Consider the following 19,204-nt stretch of genomic DNA (forward strand, 5'->3'; position numbering starts at 1 on the left):
GTGACGAAAAAAACAAATACCAACGAATGAAGATCAAACTAATCCTCTTTTTTTTGCTTTGCCATACAGCTATATATGCTCAACCTTTTATATTTCCTGAACTTCCAGCTTCCGGAAAATCGCTGGCATCTCTTACCCCTTCCAATTGGAAAGTAATAGACAGTGTATATGGGGACCTAAATAACGACAACATAAAAGACATGGCCTTTGTAGTTGAATTTTACAGACCAGTGAAGGAGAGCAGAGCTTATGGGGATAACGATACGGAGCTCATAACAGAGGTACAAAAACCCAGAATACTGGCCATTTACTTTAAAAAATCTACTAACGGCGCATACAGACTAGCCACTCAAAACAACAATTTCATGCTAAGATCGGAAGAAGGAGGAGCCATGGGCGATCCCTTACGGCCCATGCACATTCAGGCTAACCAACTTTTATTATCTTTTGAGGGTGGCGGAAACTGGCGCTGGAAATTAAATTATAGCTTTAAATATTTAGATAAAGACTGGCAGTTAGTCCAGGCTAACAATCTTGCCTATCATTCTGGTTCGGGAGAAATGAATGACAAGCGATATGATTTTATAAATAAAACGCGAAAAGTGGTAACTGGAACGATGAACGATAGCACGCTGAAAGACAACATTTTTGATCAGCCATTAACGATAAAAACGTTACGCACTTTTAATAGCTTTAAAAAGCCCTGGACCTGGGAGATTAAAAAGGACGAATTTTTATAAAAAAAAGGGCTGTTAAAAAAATTATTTAACAGCCCTTTTCTAGTTATCACTAATTACTAACGTGAGTAATTAGGTGCTTCTTTAGTAATTGAAATATCGTGTGGATGACTTTCTCTCATCCCTGCAGCAGTGATACGAACAAATTTAGCTTTCTGTAAATCTTCAACTGTAGCTGCACCACAGTAGTGCATTCCGGCTCTTAAACCACCAACATATTGATAAATTACTTCGGCTAATGTTCCTTTGTAAGGTACGCGACCTACAATACCTTCTGGTACCAATTTAGTAACTACGTCAGTCTCATCCTGGAAATAACGATCTTTAGATCCTTGTTGCATCGCTTCTACAGAACCCATACCACGGTAAGATTTAAACTTACGACCTTCGTAAATGATGGTCTCACCTGGTGATTCCTCTACACCTGCAAATAATGAACCTGCCATGATTGCACTTGCACCAGCTGCTAAAGCTTTAACAATATCTCCTGTTTGCTTGATACCACCATCGGCAATAACTGGGATCCCTGTTCCTTCAAGTGCTTTAGCACATTCAAATACAGCATACAACTGAGGTACACCTACCCCTGCTATGATCCTTGTAGTACAGATAGAACCTGGACCAATACCAACTTTAACGGCATCAGCACCAGCAGCTGCCAAAGCAAGTGCGGCATCAGCTGTAGCAATATTACCTGCAATTACCTGCAATTCAGGCCATCTTTCTTTAATGGCTTTCACCATATCAATTACACCTTTAGAATGACCGTGGGCGGTATCTACCGTTACTACGTCAACTCCAGCCTGCACTAGTGCTGCTACACGATCAATATTATCTGCGGCAACACCTACAGCAGCACCAACGCGTAAACGTCCGCGCTCATCTTTACAAGCTTTAGGGTAATTTTTATATTTCTGAATGTCTTTAAAAGTGATCAATCCGGCAAGACGACCTTCTTTATCAATAACAGGCAGTTTTTCAATTTTATAATCCTGTAAAATCTCTTCAGCTTGCAAAAGGGTTGTACCTTCAGCAGCAGTAATCAGATTTTCTTTGGTCATCACTTCAGAAACTTTGCGCTGCATATCTTTCTGGAAACGCAGATCTCTATTGGTAATGATACCTACCAGTTTGTTATCGGCATCGATAACAGGAATTCCACCGATCTTAAAGTCTTTCATGATCTGGAACGCATCAGCAACTTTAGCATTTGCATTTAAAGTAACCGGATCCTGGATCATTCCACTTTCTGAGCGCTTTACTTTTCTTACCTCCTCTGCCTGACGTTCAATGCTCATATTCTTGTGCAGCATACCGATACCACCAGCCTGGGCAATGGCAATAGCCAAACCAGCTTCGGTTACAGTATCCATAGCAGCAGAAACTATAGGAACATTAATACGTATTTTTTTGGTTAAGAAACTTCCGGTATCCACATCGCGTGGCAAAACTTCAGAATAAGCTGGTACTAATAATACGTCATCGTACGTTAGTCCTTCGGCAATAAATTTATTGGGATCGAGTTGCATAGCAAATAATTTAAGAGTTACTATTTGCCGGGCAAAGATACTATTATTGTTGTGATTACGCAACAGTTTCTAGAATATAGTCTGATTGAACCAAAAGATTACAATCAAATTAACTATCCATCTGCCAATGTTAAAGATTGTTAACCTTTTTTGAGCTGTCCTTTTATTTTTTAGCATTATAGTTAAACGCTAATCAAATAAAATGGTCTTCCCTATTCTGAGCCAGCAACACCTTATCAGAAACCAATGTATATAATGACTCCCATTGTTATCAAAAAGATGTAAATTGACCCAATACAAATCTAACTGAAACATGAAGCAGCTTTCCTCTCTCCTCATTTTTATCACCTTCTTTTTTAGTGTAAATGCCCAGACTTTTAAATATGCATTTGTTACTGACACCCACATTGGAACTGCTACTGCTGAAGAGGATTTAAGAAGAACTGTACATGATATCAACAAACAAACTGATCTTGATTTTATAGTCGTTACTGGTGATGTAACCGAAATGGGAACTAAATTAGAGATTAAGCTGGCTAAGAGAATTTTAAGTGGATTAAAAAAACCATATCATGTGATCCCTGGCAATCATGATACAGGATGGTCGGAATCGGGTGGTGTTGATTTTATTAAATCATTTGGCGATGATAAGTTTACGTTTGATCATAATGGCTATCGTTTTATTGCCTGCGCCTCCGGACCATATGTAAGAATGTCTGACGGTCACATTCCCAGAGATGCCGTTGTTTGGTTAGATAAAGTACTAAAAAATACGCCAGCGACCATGCCTCTGGTTTTTATTAACCACTACCCTATTGACAATAGTTTAGACAACTGGTATGAAGCTATAGACAGGATAAAAGATTATAACATTCAATACGCCATATGTGGACATGGCCATTCTAATCAGGCACTTAATTTTGAAGGAGTACCAGGAACCATGGGGCGTTCTAACCTAAGGGCGAAGGATACACTAGGCGGCTATAATATTGTAACTATGCGGGACGACTCAGTATTATTTGCGGTTAAAAAACCTGGAATAACGATAGAAAAGCCATGGAGAAAAATTGCATTGGGAAAATTTAGGGCAACAGGCACAGCTAATGTTGAAAGACCTTCTTACTTGCTAAATACCATTTATCCAGAAGTTACAAAAGTCTGGACTTACCATGCTCCTGCCAATGTGGTGCTTACCCCAGCAACAGACGGCAAGCTGGTCATATTTGGAAACAGCATTGGCGAAGTAGAGGCCTTAAATATAGAAGATGGCAGCAAAAAGTGGACTTTCAAAACAAATGGGGCTATTTATTCTTCAGCAGCAATAGCTGATGATATCGTGGTAATTGGATCAGGAGATGGCCACATTTATGGGCTTAACGTTAATACTGGTCAGCGGATTTGGAAATTGAAGACGGGAGCTGCCGTTTTGGGTTCAGCTATAATTGACCGCGATATAGTTTATATTGGAGGAACCGACCACCACTTCAGGGCCATCAATATCAAGACAGGGAAACAACTATGGGCTTTCAAAGGTGTTGAGGGAACCATTGTTGGCAAACCTTTATTATACGAAGGCAAAGTGGTCTTTGGGTCATGGGGCAGGCATTTATATGCCTTAAATCAACGCAACGGAGCTTTGTTATGGAAATGGAATAATGGTCATGCAAACCGCATGTTTTCGCCAGCAATGTGTACACCTGTAGCGCACAAGGGCATCATTTATGTAGCTACTCCTGACCGGGTGCTGAATGCCATAGATGCCAATACAGGTACTTCTCTGTGGAAAAACAAAGACGCTACTGTAAGGGAATCTATAGGTATATCTGAAGATGGTTCCATGATCTTTGGTAAAACCATGAATAACGACATTGTAGCTTATAAGACGCAAACAACCGATCCGGGCGTAGCCTGGAGATTGAATATGAACTTTGGTTATGAACATGCTCCTTCTATGCTAATTGCAAAAGATAAGCAGGTATTCTTCGGCACAAGAAACGGTGTAGTTTATGCTTTTGATCCTGAATTGCGTAAAACTTTATGGGCACACAAAATCGATAACTCAATGGTTAATACCGTAAATGTATTGAGTAAAAATGCAGTTTTGGTTGCAACAATGGATGGTGTAGTTACTCTACTAAAAATTAAGTAAATAAATTCTTTTCTTTTCGTGATATACGGTATAATTGTATAGACAAATTATCGCCTTCATGAATAAAAGAACCGCACTAATGCTGTGCCTACTTGTAATAGGTACATTTTCATTCGCACAAGAAAAACCAACTAAGCCAAAAACATTTAAGTATGGCAAAATAAGCCTTGAAGAATTTGACACCAAAGTAAGTGGTGTAGATTCTGCAGCTTCCGCTATAGCATTATTTGATGTAGGTAAAGGTTATTTTGAACTCAGCCCTAAAACAGGTGATTTCGTCTACGTTTTTGAACGACATACGCGCTACAAAATCATTAATAAAACTGGGTATGATTATGCCAATCTGGAGCTTCAGTTTTACAAACAAAACACTGACGAAACGAAATTAGACTATATGGAGGCCGCCACCTATAACCTTGAAGGCGGCAAAATAGTGCCTAGTAAATTAAGTAAAGATGCCAAGTTTTCGGAAAAACAGGATAAAAACTATACCCTTAAAAAATTTGCACTCCCAAATGTAAAAGAAGGATCGATTGTTGAATATAAATACAGAATATCTTCTGATTTTATTTTCACACTAAGGTCATGGTATTTCCAAAGAGCCATTCCGACCTTATATTCTGAATATGACATCACCATTCCTGAATATTACAAATACAAAGTAAACGCAGCTGGGTATGTATATTTAAATCCCACAAGAGACATTACCAATCAATCGTTTTTCATTAACGGCCAAGCGATAAACTTACAATCAGTACATCTTCATTATCAGGCAGAAAATATCCCCGGATTAAAACAGGAGAACTACATCACTACCATGGAGGATTATGTGAGCAAGGTAGGTTTTGAGTTGAGTTCGATTACCATTCCTGGTCAAGTATATAGAGAGTTTACCTCGTCATGGCCTAAAATTGTTAAAGGATTAAAAGATGAGGAGAATTTTGGAAGCTTTATTAATAAAAGAGGCCATAGCAAAACCATATTAAAAGACATATTAAAAGGGGAAACGAAGCCTGATACTGTAATGCAGCTTATTTTTGACTATGTCAAAAATAACATCAAATGGAATGATGATTATAATATGTATACTTCGGAAACGAATCCTAAAACTATATTTGAAAAGAAAACAGGAAATACCGCAGATATTAACCTTTGTTTACTTAACCTGCTAACCGAAGCGAATATTACTGCTTCTCCAGTATTATTGAGCACTCGAGGAAATGGAGCACATCCTGGAATGCCTATGCTTACCGAATTTAACAATGTTATTATTCAGGCCGAAATTGGAGATAAAATGATCCTTTTGGATGCTACAGATAAGGACCATACCACTGACCTGATCGCATATAATAACCTGAACCATCAGGGACTTAAAGTAAATCTAAAAGATGAAAATGCAACGTGGATATCTACTGAGGAGAACAGACTGAGTAAAAGAAACATAAATCTAATGCTTACGCTAAGTAAGGAGAACAAACTCAGTGGAAAGCTTTATTTAGCATCGACCCACTATGAGGCCTTAAACCGTAGAGACAAATATCGGTCGGCAACTAATGAAACCGATTTTCTAAAAAGTTATAAAACTGATAAACCAGGACTTGGCATACAAAATTACAAAGTTCAAGATCTTGATAACCTTAATGCTCCGCTGATTGAGACCATGGATGTTATGCTAGAAGATAATGTAGAAGAAGCGGGAAATCTAGCCTATTTCACCCCCTTACTTTTCGAAAGAACTAAAGAGAATCCATTTAAATTGGAGGAAAGAAAGTTCCCTGTTGATTTTGCCTTTCCTACTGAAGAGAACTATCGCATTACAGTTGATTTCCCTAAAGGCTATCAACTTGACAAAACTCCAAAAAATGAAAAAATAATAGTACCTAATGATGTTGCATCCTTCACATTCATCTTTGCGGCTGAGGAAAACAAAATTATGATCACCAGCAAAATATCTATTAAAAAAGCGACTTTCTCTCCTGAAGAGTATTATGATTTAAAAGAACTTTTTAAAAACATTGTTAGAAAACAGGCCGAACAAATTGTGTTTAAGAAAAGCTAATGAGAAGATCTATACTTTTTATAGCCGCCTTGTTTGCTTTTGCAAAGGTTACAGCACAAGGAATCTATGATGTGAGCAAAATTCCAGCAAATTTAACTCATAATGCATCTGTGATTATTAGAAATGAAGAACTAATTTATGAGGTAAAGGACCAGGGAACTGCCGTACAAACTTATAAAACGGCCATGACCATTTTAAATAAAAATGGTGAGAGCTCCTCAAGAATGAGTGAATATTATGATAAATTTTCGAGTATTTCCAATTTAAAAGCTTCACTATATGATGAAAAAGGCAATAAAATAAAAGATTATAAAAATGCGGATTTCAAAGACAAGAGTGCAGTTTCTGATGGTACCCTGTATCAGGATGACAGGATCAAGTACCTTGATTTTTTACATACCAGCTTTCCATATACGATAGAGTTTAGTTACACGGTGGATTATAATGGGATTCTCAATTATCCTACATGGTATCCGGCAAGCACATGGGATATTGCTATAGAAAAATCAAATTATACCTTTAAGATTCCTGAGACCATCACTTTTAAATACATGAAAAGTAAAGGACTAAATACGGATTCGTTAAAGGTAAAAGACAAAATAAACTACAAATGGAACTGCGAAAATATCCCTGCGGCAGAGTTTGAAGCCATGAGTATTGGCTTAAGAAATATTATGCCTTGGGTAAATGTGGCCCCTAATGAGTTTGAATTTGACCACTCGAAAGCCAACATCGAAAACTGGAAAAACCTTGGCTCATGGATTTTCAACCTGAGTAATGGAGGGCAAGTGTTGCCTGAGGTGGCAAAAGCTAAAATCCAATCCTTAGTTAAAGATGCAAAAACGCCCAAAGAAAAAATAAAAATATTGTACAACTATCTGCAATCGAATACCAGGTATGTAGGTGTACAACTGGGCATTGGAGGTTTTAAACCAATTACAGCTGAGAGAGTATCGGCTGTGAATTATAGCGACTGCAAAGGCTTGTCTAACTACATGAAGGCTTTGTTACAGGAAGCAGGCATAAAATCCAACCTTGTTGTTATTGGTAATGGTTTACCTTCTTTAAATAAGAACTATGCCAGTATGAATCAGGCTAACCACATGATCCTTTGCGTTCCTCTTGAAAAAGACACTACCTGGCTGGAATGCACCAGTCCATACACACCTGCGGGTTTTATTGGAAACGACAATTCGAACAGGACTGTTTTATTAGTTACAGAAGAGGGTGGTAAACTGGTTCAAACGCCTACATATACTCCATCTAGTAACCTTCAACATCGCAATGCAAAAGTAATGTTAGATGAAGAAGGTTCTGCAAATATCAATATTGAAACTCAATATAAAAATGCACAGTACGAAGATCATATTGGCCTACTATTGATGGAACCTACGGACCGGAGAAAAAGGGTAATGAACACTTTAAGCATCCCAAATGTGCAGATTGCAACATTGAACATTACTCAACCAGATAAAGACAGCCCTATACTTCATGAACAAATCGAGTTAAAATCTTCGCAATTGCTGACCAAAGGTGGCGATAAGCTATTTTTAACGCTAAATCTGTTAAACAGACAGGAAAATACGATAACGGCTTTGGAAGCGCGAAAAACCTTTTTCAGCATTAAATATGGCTATAAAGATGAGGATGAGATCATTTACACCATACCAAAAGGATATAAAGTAGAATTTATGCCTAAAGATATTGCTATTGAATCAGAATTTGGAAAGTATACGGCGAAGGTAGTTGCAAAGGATAATACGCTAGTATATACCCGGACACATATGATGGTAAATGCGATTTATCCGCCAGAAAAATACAATGATCTTGTTGCCTTTTATAAAAAAATATATCAAGCTGATAAACAAAAAGGTATCCTGGCTAAAATAGATTAGCCAGGATATATTTTATTTCTTACCCACAACAACTTTGGTAAAGCTGTCGGTATTGAGGTATTTATTTGCCAGATTTTTTAAATTTCCAGCAGTAATTGACTTTACTGTTTTAATGTAGTTTTCATAGTAACTGTAGTCCAGTCCAGAGAAATAAACATTCTTAAACTTATCTGCATGGGAGAATGCATTTTCAAGGCTGCCTAACATGGATCCTAACATATAATTTCTGACTAAAGCCAGCTCGCCATCTTGTACCAGATCAGTCTTAAGGATACTGATTTCCTTTTCAATTTCTGCAAGGGTATTGCTGCATACATCTACGCCGACTTCTGTAGCAATAAAGAAATAACCCGCGTCTTTTAAAGAGGCTACTGCTGAACCAATACCGTATGTATAACCTTTATCTTCGCGAATATTAGCCATTAACCTGGAACCAAAATAACCACCTAGCAAACAGTTTAACACTTGAAAACCGGGAAAATCAGGATGATTTCTGGTAATGGCTAGTGCACCCATTCTGATTGCCGATTGAATGGCATCTGGTTTTTCAACAAAAATCTCTCCCTGGTGAATACTCGTAAAACTAAACTTATTGGTTATCGATGGTGCATCGTTATCCCAATCTTTACCTATAATACTATTCAGAATATTAAATTCTGCTTCTTCAAACTTACCAGCTACAAAAACAGTACAGTTTTTAGGTTTATATGCAGCTTTAAAATAATTTAAAAGATCTTCTCTTTTTAAATCATCATAGTGCGAAGGCTGAATATTGGAACCATAAGGTGTTTCGCCAAAGAGTGCATTAGCAAAACTTTTCCTTGCCAGGAAATCATTCTTTTGCAAGCTAACCTGTAGGGATTGCTTTTGATTCTGGATAAAAATAGCCAGTTCCTGCTCAGGAAAGATACTTTCATTTAAAATCGAGCGCAGAATTGGCAACACCGATTGCAAGTGTTTATTTAGTGTATAAAGTTTAATACAAGTTTGATCTGCGCCATACTCTGTTTGGAGGAAAGCACCATAATAATCTACCTTATCGGCAATTTCCTTAGCGCTAAGCGTACTGGTACCATTGTTTATTAAATGGCTGACTGCAATTGCTTCGAGTGGTTTTGAGGCATTCCAATTTACATTTTCAAATATAAATTCTATACGAACAAGCTCTTGTTTACCTGCATTGATGGTAAAAACCGGTATACCATTATCCAGTACTTGTTTTAAAGGTTCAATAAAACTAATTTCATCAACCAGTTTCGATTCTGGGGCTAGTGTACGATTAAGCATCTTGGGCAGTTAAATAGTGTAAAGTTGAGCATTGTTCTTTCTTGAAGGTAGCTTTTGCGGCCTGCTGAATAGCTGCAGGTGTTACAGCAAGATACTTGTTGATTTCAGTATTCAGACCATCAGCATCTCCTAATAATTCATAATATGCAAGGTTCATCGCTTTATCTAGCAAACTCATTTCAGCAAATACCATGATAGATTCTGACTTGTTTTTCACCTTCGTAATCTCCACATCAGTAACCTCGGCTTCAACAAGCTTGTTGAGTTCAGCCCAGATAGCTGCCTCTGCCGTTTCTATGCTAACGCCTTCGACCAACTTACCTTCAATTACAAATAACCCTTCATCGATACTACTAGTGATGTAAGCATGAACATCGCTAAACAACTGCTGATCTTTTAACAGACTGTTATACAATCTGGAAGATTGCCCTTGTGAAAGCACATCCGACATCAGATCGTATGTTTGGTATGCATTATCGTTTCTTGCAGGCATTTTAAAGGCTATATAAATGGCGTTCAAAGGAACATCTGCACGTACCACTTCTCTTCTTTCAGCTGTCTGCACCGGTTCTTGAGGCAGATCCCTAAGATATCTTTCTCCGGCAGGAATTGGGGCAAACCATTTTTCTGCAAGCGCTCTTACATCTTCAGTTTTAACATTTCCGCCCACTACCATTATGGCATTTTTCGGGTTGTAGTGCTTTTGGAAAAATGCCTTAACATCTTCCATTTTAGCATCTTCAATTTGTTTTAAATCCTGACCTATTGTGGCCCAGCGATAAGGATGGGTTGAATAAGCTAAGGGTCTTAGTTTTAACCATACATCACCATAAGGTTGGTTAAGGTAACGCTGTTTAAACTCTTCGCATACCACATTACGCTGAGTCTCCAAGCTCTTTTCGGAAAAAGCTAGGCTCAACATCCGATCGCTCTCCAACCAGAAAGCAGTTTCTATATTTACCGCTGGTAAAGTGATGTAATAGTTCGTAATGTCATTGCTGGTAAAAGCGTTGTTTTCGCCCCCTACCCTTTGCAAAGGTTCATCGTAACTTGGAATGTTTACTGATCCGCCAAACATGAGGTGCTCAAATAAGTGCGCGAAACCTGTTTTGTCTCGCTCTTCGTCTCTGGCGCCAACATCATATAAAATGTTTAACACCGCCATAGGCGTAGTATCATCTTCGTGCACTAAAACACGCAAGCCATTGGCTAATGTAAAACGGTTAAAATCTACCATATATTGAAAATAATTGGGCCAAATATAGGAATAATGGGCAGCCGAAATATCATCCTTTTTAATAAAGGACAAACAAATTATATTGATAAAAACAACTTATGGTATATTTGTGGTATGAATACTGCCGAATTATTACACAGGGCCTTGCATTTCGACTTTTTAACAAAGGAAGAGGGTGTATTTTTATATCATCATGCAGCAACTGCTGAACTGGCTTATGTAGCCAATGAACTGAGAAAAAAACAAGTGCCAAGTGGCAAGGTAACCTGGCAGATAGATAGGAATGTAAATACAACCAATGTATGTATCGCCAACTGTAAATTCTGTAATTTTTTTAGAAGACCTGGTCATGATGAAAGCTACATCACGGATATAGAAACCTATAAACAAAAAATAGAAGAAACATTTAGATTAGGTGGCGATCAGTTGTTGTTACAAGGTGGTCATCATCCAGATCTAGGCCTAAAGTTTTATGCCGATTTATTTAGACGCCTTAAGGAACTATACCCTGATTTAAAACTTCACGCTTTAGGTCCACCCGAAATTGCTCACGTAGCTAAATTGGAAGGACTTTCTCATACTGAAGTCTTATCTGCTTTAAAAGAAGCTGGAATGGATTCGTTGCCTGGTGCTGGTGCCGAGATATTGAATGACAGGGTTAGACGATTGATATCAAAAGGTAAATGTGGTGGAAAGGAATGGCTTGATGTAATGAGAGCTGCTCATCAATTAGATATCACCACATCTGCAACCATGATGTTTGGCCATGTTGAAACCATTGATGAGCGTTTTGAACACCTGGTATGGATAAGAGAAGTGCAGAGTGAAAAACCTGCTGATGCTAAAGGTTTTCTGGCCTTTATACCTTGGCCTTTTCAGGATGATGGTACTTTATTAAAGAGATTAAGGGGTATCAGCAATAATGTTTCTGGTGATGAATACATCAGAATGTTGGCTTTAAGTCGCATTATGCTACCTAACATTAAAAATATACAAGCTTCATGGCTTACCGTTGGTAAAAACGTAGCGGAACTTTGTTTACATGCTGGTGCCAACGATTTTGGTTCTATCATGATCGAAGAAAATGTAGTTTCTGCTGCTGGTGCACCGCATCGTTTTACAGCAAAAGGGATTCAGGATGCGATAAGGGAAGCGGGTTTTGAACCACAGTTACGTGGACAACAATACAACTACCGCGATTTACCGGATCATTTAGAAGAACAGGTAATAAATTATTAAAAACTCTTCCATCAAATTTTATTTAACTATTAGTTGTTTTTCCAAAAAACAACTAATAGTTAAATTCAATGAAAATAATAATAGTTTAAAAACACTTCTGTATATTTGATTAGTTTAATTTTTAACAAAATCGAATATCATGAAAAGAATAACAATTGAAGCCGATAGAAAAGGACAAGTACTAAAGTCTACCTACGCGCAAAAAAGAGCAGAAGATTTTCTTAAATTCATAAGGGAAGTTCAAAATACAGCAGAAAAAAGAGGGCTTACCGAGGAAATTCTAAATGAGATATTGAATGGTAAGGACTAAGAGTTTTGTATTAGATACTAATATATTAATTAGTGCTTTCATTATTAAAAGCTCCATTTCTGCTAAAGTTTTAGTGTATTGTATTTACAATGGCATATTGTTATTTTCTGAGGAAACATTCTTTGAATTTGAACGCGTATTATTAAGACCTAAATTTGATAAGTATGTTTCCAAGCTAGAAAGAACACAAATACTTTACAGATTTTCTCAAGAAGCGCAGTTCAAGAAAGTTAAATCTGATTTTAAAATTTGTCGCGACAACAATGACAATATGTTTCTTAACCTTGCTACAGACCACAATACACATTGTATTGTAACTGGCGATCAAGATTTATTAGCTTTAAACCCTTTTGAGAATATTCCAATATTAACACCTATAGAATTTTTAAGCTACTTTAATGACTTTGATGATTCGTTAGTGATTAATGAACCAAAAGTAGCATACACTAGTCCTCGTGAAAAAGAGCTGATCGAACATCCAAAAAGGGCAATTGCTGAAATACCCGAAATCATGAGGTCAATTACAAAACTTCAAGAGGAAGCCGCTAGAAATGGATTAACTCAAGAGATACTCGAGAGACTGCTTAGGGAGGCTGATTAAAAAGGGAAGAGGTCTTTCCCCCTTCCCCACCTTAAACTTAAACAAACTATAATTTAAATCCTGTTCTCAAGAATAAGTTAGCAATCGCAACAACTTCAGCTTTTGATAATGTTTCATCAAAACTTTCGACTGCCGCTGCTTTAGTTACACCGGTTGCAATACCTGTAATGGTAATCCCCGCCTGTACATCACTATTTTCACGCGCATAAACAGCATCTACCTGCGTAACGCCAGTATCATTTGAGATACCGCCAGGCCCTAAACTAATCCATGGTTTTAAACCTGTTGCACCATTTGCTGCAAGCATTTGACGAATATGCGACGCATGGCGCGCTTCTACAGAGTGAATTTGCAAAGCAGTTGTCAATACTGCATTCCCTTTCAGGAAGGTAGCCTGACCTTTATAAGCCCTAACTCCCGTATCTTCAAATCCCAATGCTACTTTTAAAAAGGTAACGTAATCTGTATATACAGCAGTAAATGTCCCTCCAGCAGTAAAATCAGTCATTGCGTAAGTGATTTCAGCTCTTGCTCCAGCACCCAATGCACCTTTTAGTAACTTTACATGCGCATCTTCATGGTTACGAATGGTAGTAATTGCTGCTGTTGGTGCACCTGCCGGAACTAATGTTGGAGCGGCAACCAGCGCATGATTATAATAATGATACTCCAAATACTCTAATGCTAAAGCAAAGTTCAAAACATCTGTAACGGTGCTTGGGGTAGTTTGCCCATAAGCTTTCTGAAACATAGATCCCATTGCCAACGGTAAGGCAGCTAAAGAGATTTTTTTACCTATGTTAAAAAAATCTTTCATGGCAGCCCTTCTTGGATTTAAACGCTCATAAATCTCTCCATCAACCTTTTCAATTTCCTCTAATATATTTACGATATTCATGATTTCTGATTTTAAGGTTAAAGATTAATTACGTTAATTTTCGTTTTGATGTATTTTCCGGCTATTCCAAGCACTTTATCAGGTGTTAGAGCTCCGTCTAGCCCACCAGCGTCATTTGAACCAAGTGCGGTTAGACTGGTTAAATCGGCAAAACTTCCGTTCGAAATTAGATCCCTTATGTATGCAGCATGACGAGCTTCGACCGAAACAATCTGTCCAGCTAAAGTTAAATAGGTATCACTTTTTAGTCGCACACCAGCACCATTGTAAGCGGCAACCCCTAAATCTTCAAAAGCTTTGGCGGCCCCCAGAACGCTCAAGCGATCGATAAAGTTTATACTCGAAAAATCGACTTCTAAACCAGCAATAGCTGCAGGACCTAGTGCTTTCTTAAAAAATTCTCTATGTGCAATTTCATGAAATTGAATGTCCTGGAAATAGTTTTTTTCTGCGGGACTAAATGTAGAGGGTGGATTGGAGGCTACCTGGATATAAAAGGCAGCTTCCAATTGTTCCAAAGCATAGGCATAGTTTAACACCCCGAAATCATCCTTAAAATCTAAAGTTACACCCGTAGGCATCATGTCATCATCCCGATACTTTTTTTTGCAGCCAGCTGCAATTAAAGCAATTCCTGCTGCTCCGGCTCCTGCATATTGCAAAAAGGAACGACGTTGCAAGCGAGCATTAAATATATTGCTTTCTTCTTGCAACACATCAAGCTGTTCATTTTTCTGTAAGTTTTTCATAGTCTTTAGTTTTTCAGTAACTATGACCTTGCCGTCGCATGATTCATAATCGTTAAATTATTGGTTTTCAGTAAGACGTTTTACAGATTCACTTACGAAAGAAGGAGACTAGCGGTTTTCAGTCCGGCTTATATTTATTAAAAGCGCCCTGTTGTGCCATTTTTTTAATAAATTCACCCTATTAAATTAAAGCCGTGCTAAATACTATTATTGTAGACGATGAGGAATTTGCCCGTTCTTCATTATACTTTCTTTTACAGGAGAATTGCGAAAGCATCCACATATCCGGAATTGCTAAGTCCGTAGCCGAAGCACGCCTTCTACTTTCGCAGTATACTATTGATTTGATTTTTCTTGATATCGCGATGCCCGGAGAAAATGGTTTCGAACTAATCCCCTATGCACAATCAAGTAAAGCTCATGTTATTTTTACAACAGCATACGACCAATATGCCTTAAAAGCAATTAAAGCAAATGCGCTCGATTATCTATTAAAACCTATCGATATCGATGAATTGAAAGTTGCTGTTGATAAAGCTGCGAAGTTTATTGCCTTAAACAAAAACGACAACAGTCGTGCAGAGAGTATGCAAAATCTTGCCGCAAGCCTTTCAGAAAGAAATGAGATTCGTAAAATCAGTTTGCCAAATGGTCAAGGCTATAGCCTCGTAAATATTGACGATATTATTCATATTGCTGCAGATAGTAATTATTCTATTTTTTACTTATCAAACAAGGATAAAATCACTGTTTCCAAAGTGCTAAAAGAATATGAAGAAATATTACCTGACAACCAATTTATAAGGATCCATAAATCGAGTATTGTAAATTTGAATTATGTAAAAGAATACAATTCAAAAAATGGGCTTGAAGTCATCCTTAAGAATGGAGAAAAAATTGCAGTATCAAGAAGACGCGCAAGTGATTTCCTTGACAAAATTAAATCATATACTAGTTTTGACAGCGATAAATAAACAGCTAAACTTAACAGGAAGATTTGTATTCCTTATAATTCTGTTGTTGACCATCAGCCCCAACAGCTATTCACAAACCACAAATCTACAACACTTTAGCACCAAAAACGGACTACCAAGCAACAATTGTTATTATACATTACAAGATTCTAAAGGCTATATCTGGGTAGCTACAGATGCTGGTGTAAGTAGGTTTGACGGCAAAATATTTGAGAATTTCTCTATTGATGATGGATTACCCGATAATCAGATCTTGCAACTAAAAGAAGACAAAAGCGGCAGAATCTGGTTTTTAGCACTAAATGGACAGCTAAGCTATTTTTTTAATGGTAAAATATACAACGAAACCAATGAAAAACTACTTAAACTGCTAAAATTTAACGCAGTAATTGTCTCTTTCTTTGAAGACAGTAAAGGAAGAATATGGTTTGGCACGAATAAAAATATATTGGTGATGTGGGACGGAAAAACAATTATGAAATTTATTTCTGCTGATCTGCAACACCCATACGTAAGTACATTTATACATGAAGATAAATTGGGAACGATATGGGCTTTTAGCAACGAATGTGTCCGTATTTTCAACAACAAGACTTTCAAGATTTCATCACATGGCACGCTCCCCCTATCTTATAAAACCATATTAAACCTGCCCAATAAAACATTGGGCTATCTTGATAAAAAAGGACTTAACATTAGAAATGGTGACAACCAACGGCTCTTGTTAAAGATTGATACTGCCCTATTGAATAATGATCCTGGCTATTTTTTTCTAGATAAAAAGGATGATTTATGGCTCAGTAATAGTAATGGTATTTATCATGTAGAACCTTCAGGAAAAACAACGCAGTATTTAAAAAACATATCATCTAGTCAGATCATCAAAGACGCAAAAAATAATATGTGGTTTACTACCACCAGCGGCATCTATATGCTTCCCCAGAAAGCCGAACGCCTCTATGTTATTAATAAAGCAAATGGTTTAGGTAGTGATCTGGTAAAAAGTATAGTTAAAGATAATCACGACAGGTTATGGTTGGGGATGGATGAAGGAAATATCAACATCCTTGATTTAAACACCTTTAAGGCCTCAGAGATCCAGTTAAAGGATAAAAAAAGATATAATGTTGTAAAGCACTTGGTTTATGATACCCTTAAACAAACGATGTACTTCGCCTCGGATTATGGTCTTGGAAGAATCAACAACATTTATAACACCCGTAATATCGATTACCTAAAAGAAACAAACAATAGGATGTTTGTAATTAAAAGCTTGAGTTTAGGTAATGACCGGACGTTGGCAATTGCGCTCTCCTCTGGAGTATATATTTTACCTTACCAGGTTAATAAACTAGAGTTTACATTGTCGCATTTTAAACAGGGCGCAGATTTTTTTACCAATAGAGCTTACCGTGTGTTTTATGACAAGGAGCAGAACCTATGGTTTTCTAACATCACCGGTCTATCAGAATACTCAAAAGGCATTTTATATAATTACTTCGGAGAGAATTTACTCCTCACAAAAAGGATTAATGATATTCAGAAATTAGATGACGGGACTATTGTTTTAGCAACTGATGGTTATGGGATTATATTCCTTAAAAATAAAAAAGTTATTAAAGTAATTACCAGAAAAGATGGGCTTGCCAACAATATCTGCAAACGCCTATTTGTAAAGGACAATTATATATGGATCATCACCAATAATGGCATTAACAGGATTGCTCTAAGCGATAAACAGCTATCGGTAGAATCGTTTGAATATACCAATACCTTGCTGGCCGATGATATAAATGATTTATTTATTGATGACCACTACGCATATTTCGCAACCAACAATGGCCTTATCTACTTCCCTTACCATAAGGAAAATGCCCAGCATGAAGCGCCAAAGGTTTTAATATCTTCTATAGTAAATAATAAAACTAAGCTAGCACTTAATACTGCAATGCATACCCTAGCCCCATCCAACAATAGCATCACCTTTACCTACAGCGTAATTGACTTTCAAAATAAAAGCATCACTTATCGCTATCGACTAAAAACAGAGGCCAATTGGACAGAAACTAAGAGTCGACGACTTGAATTCCCCTCATTAGAGCCTGGAGATTACACATTTGAGATCAGTGCAAAATCAAACAATAGCAACTGGAGCACGCCTACCAGGGTTAACTTTTCCTTGAAAAAACACTTTTGGCAAACAAATTTATTTTTGGTTGGCATTTTTCTATTGGCCGGCTTTGCTTTTTACAAGGTAGCAGTAGTAGTTACAAAGATTCAGAAGAACAAGGAACAGCAACAATTGCTTTTAAAAAATAAAATCTTAATGCTCGAACAACGTGCATTACAGGCGATGATGAATCCCCATTTTGTTTTTAATGTAATGAACTCCATTCAGCATTATATCAATACAAAAGATACCAATTCGGCAAATAAGATCTTAACAGGCTTTGCTAAGCTAATTAGAAAGAACCTGGAGATCTGTACAAAAAGCTTCATCAGTCTGGATGAGGAACTCGAATACCTTGAATTATACCTTAGTCTGGAGAAAAAAAGGTTTGGTGAAAAGTTTAAATACCACATTCACGTAAATAACATAATTGATAAAGAAGAGACTTTAATACCATCGATGATCCTTCAGCCCTATATAGAAAATGCGATATGGCATGGGTTAATGCCTAAAGAAGATGGTGGTAAACTTGATATACGCATCGACCTAAAGGGTGAGGAGCACCTGGTCATCGAAATCATTGACGATGGCGTTGGTATCGACAATTCTTTGAAAAGTAAAAAAGGTCATCATATCAGTAAAGGTATGAGCCTTACCCGCGAACGCATCAACCTTTTAAATCAAGTTGAGCCAAATCCGATACAGATAGACATTAAACAGAACGGTATTTCGGGTACTTTTGTATCCATTTTGATCCCATTAAACAGCTAATTTACCGTTTACTCAATTATCTATACCACTTACTAAGTTTACATTAATCATTATAAAATTAGCATTAAACTTGTTATATATATTAAAACAAACAGAAGTTTGTAAAAAGCGTTCTTATAGGATTGATCAAAGATATTTTTACCTAACCTAAAACTATATCTCAATTCAGGTTTCATTTGTGTGTTAAAAAATGGTAAAGTTCATAGCTTTACCATTTTTTTTTACCTATATCGCAGCTTATCTTTTTAGATTATTTTATAAAAAATTCTTTGCAGAATTTCTTTTTGTCTTACTTTTGAGGGATCAAGCGGAATTCTTGGGGGGAAGGAAATTTAAGCATAGATTTTAGATAGTCTGAATAGGAAAAATTTAACATCTCTGACCCCTCTGGAAGTTGCTCTGAAAGCTTTCACCTTAGCATTGAACGATTCTGCAGAAGCATTTGTACTCCTGTTGACAAAGAAGTTGACGATGGAGAAGCGATGTGTTTGAATAGATCTTGCCACGGTTTTAAAAGCTTCAATTCCACTATCTTCCACATGATTGTACCATAAGGCTAATCTGGTAAAAGCAAGATCTCTTTGCGTACAATTCTTAAA

Annotated in this window: 15 protein-coding genes; 9 read left to right on the forward strand and 6 right to left on the reverse strand. The window is 37.1% G+C overall.

The window, feature by feature from the left end; genetic code table 11:
* Positions 1-26 precede the first annotated feature (26 nt).
* Positions 27-740, forward strand: coding sequence for a hypothetical protein (locus EZ444_RS23420; protein ID WP_131611931.1), 714 nt, complete (start codon positions 27-29; stop codon positions 738-740).
* Between the two features lie 56 nt (positions 741-796).
* Here EZ444_RS23420 and guaB read toward each other — a convergent pair whose 3' ends face one another.
* Entirely contained in the window at positions 797-2,266 is a 1,470-nt protein-coding gene (gene guaB, locus EZ444_RS23425) for an IMP dehydrogenase (RefSeq protein ID WP_131611933.1), read from the reverse strand.
* A gap of 313 nt (positions 2,267-2,579) precedes the next feature.
* On the opposite strand from guaB, the gene EZ444_RS23430 reads away from it, so the two are divergent.
* The 3 genes from EZ444_RS23430 to EZ444_RS23440 are packed head-to-tail and all read left to right on the forward strand — an operon-like array spanning position 2,580 to position 8,369.
* Complete coding sequence (locus EZ444_RS23430) at positions 2,580-4,415, forward strand: outer membrane protein assembly factor BamB family protein (protein WP_131611935.1); 1,836 nt, start codon at positions 2,580-2,582, stop codon at positions 4,413-4,415.
* Between the two features lie 58 nt (positions 4,416-4,473).
* Positions 4,474-6,474: a DUF3857 domain-containing protein gene (locus tag EZ444_RS23435; RefSeq protein ID WP_131611937.1), complete on the forward strand. Its 2,001-nt coding sequence runs from the start codon at positions 4,474-4,476 to the stop codon at positions 6,472-6,474.
* On the forward strand, positions 6,474-8,369 hold the full coding sequence (locus tag EZ444_RS23440; protein WP_131611939.1) for a DUF3857 domain-containing protein: 1,896 nt from the start codon (positions 6,474-6,476) through the stop codon (positions 8,367-8,369). Before EZ444_RS23435 ends, EZ444_RS23440 begins: the two co-directional genes overlap by 1 nt.
* Before the next feature lie 12 nt (positions 8,370-8,381).
* Here the strand turns inward: EZ444_RS23440 and EZ444_RS23445 are convergent, their stop codons facing one another.
* Positions 8,382-9,656 (reverse strand): M16 family metallopeptidase, encoded by a 1,275-nt coding sequence (locus EZ444_RS23445; RefSeq protein WP_131611941.1) that lies wholly within the window; start codon positions 9,654-9,656, stop codon positions 8,382-8,384.
* Positions 9,649-10,893 (reverse strand): M16 family metallopeptidase, encoded by a 1,245-nt coding sequence (locus EZ444_RS23450; RefSeq protein WP_131611944.1) that lies wholly within the window; start codon positions 10,891-10,893, stop codon positions 9,649-9,651. The genes EZ444_RS23445 and EZ444_RS23450 overlap by 8 nt, the downstream gene beginning before the upstream one ends.
* Before the next feature lie 114 nt (positions 10,894-11,007).
* Here EZ444_RS23450 and mqnC point away from each other — a divergent pair, with 114 nt between their 5' ends.
* The 3 genes from mqnC to EZ444_RS23460 all read left to right on the forward strand — a co-directional run bounded on the left by mqnC (position 11,008) and on the right by EZ444_RS23460 (position 13,043).
* Positions 11,008-12,132: a cyclic dehypoxanthinyl futalosine synthase gene (mqnC, locus tag EZ444_RS23455; protein WP_131611960.1), complete on the forward strand. Its 1,125-nt coding sequence runs from the start codon at positions 11,008-11,010 to the stop codon at positions 12,130-12,132.
* A gap of 139 nt (positions 12,133-12,271) precedes the next feature.
* A complete protein-coding gene (locus tag EZ444_RS27320; RefSeq protein ID WP_165503709.1) occupies positions 12,272-12,442 on the forward strand; it encodes a hypothetical protein in 171 nt (56 codons plus the stop codon).
* Positions 12,429-13,043 carry a putative toxin-antitoxin system toxin component, PIN family gene (locus EZ444_RS23460; RefSeq protein WP_131611946.1) on the forward strand — a complete coding sequence of 205 codons (615 nt, stop codon included), beginning with the start codon at positions 12,429-12,431 and terminating at the stop codon, positions 13,041-13,043. The genes EZ444_RS27320 and EZ444_RS23460 overlap by 14 nt, the downstream gene beginning before the upstream one ends.
* A gap of 46 nt (positions 13,044-13,089) precedes the next feature.
* Here the strand turns inward: EZ444_RS23460 and EZ444_RS23465 are convergent, their stop codons facing one another.
* Both EZ444_RS23465 and EZ444_RS23470 read right to left on the reverse strand, forming a co-directional pair.
* Positions 13,090-13,941: a ferritin-like domain-containing protein gene (locus tag EZ444_RS23465; RefSeq protein ID WP_131611948.1), complete on the reverse strand. Its 852-nt coding sequence runs from the start codon at positions 13,939-13,941 to the stop codon at positions 13,090-13,092.
* Positions 13,942-13,958: 17 nt separating this feature from the next.
* Positions 13,959-14,690 (reverse strand): ferritin-like domain-containing protein, encoded by a 732-nt coding sequence (locus tag EZ444_RS23470; protein ID WP_131611950.1) that lies wholly within the window; start codon positions 14,688-14,690, stop codon positions 13,959-13,961.
* Between the two features lie 194 nt (positions 14,691-14,884).
* On the opposite strand from EZ444_RS23470, the gene EZ444_RS23475 reads away from it, so the two are divergent.
* A complete protein-coding gene (locus tag EZ444_RS23475; RefSeq protein WP_131611952.1) occupies positions 14,885-15,664 on the forward strand; it encodes a LytR/AlgR family response regulator transcription factor in 780 nt (259 codons plus the stop codon).
* Positions 15,648-18,605: a ligand-binding sensor domain-containing protein gene (locus EZ444_RS23480; protein ID WP_225874828.1), complete on the forward strand. Its 2,958-nt coding sequence runs from the start codon at positions 15,648-15,650 to the stop codon at positions 18,603-18,605. The genes EZ444_RS23475 and EZ444_RS23480 overlap by 17 nt, the downstream gene beginning before the upstream one ends.
* Before the next feature lie 332 nt (positions 18,606-18,937).
* On the opposite strand, the gene EZ444_RS23485 is transcribed toward EZ444_RS23480, so the two are convergent.
* Positions 18,938-19,204, reverse strand: a 267-nt coding sequence (locus tag EZ444_RS23485) for a transposase (RefSeq protein ID WP_165503563.1), incomplete at its 5' end; no start/stop codon positions are given.

The sequence above is a fragment of the Pedobacter hiemivivus genome (assembly GCF_004331685.1).
Taxonomy (GTDB): Bacteria; Bacteroidota; Bacteroidia; order Sphingobacteriales; family Sphingobacteriaceae; genus Pedobacter; species Pedobacter hiemivivus.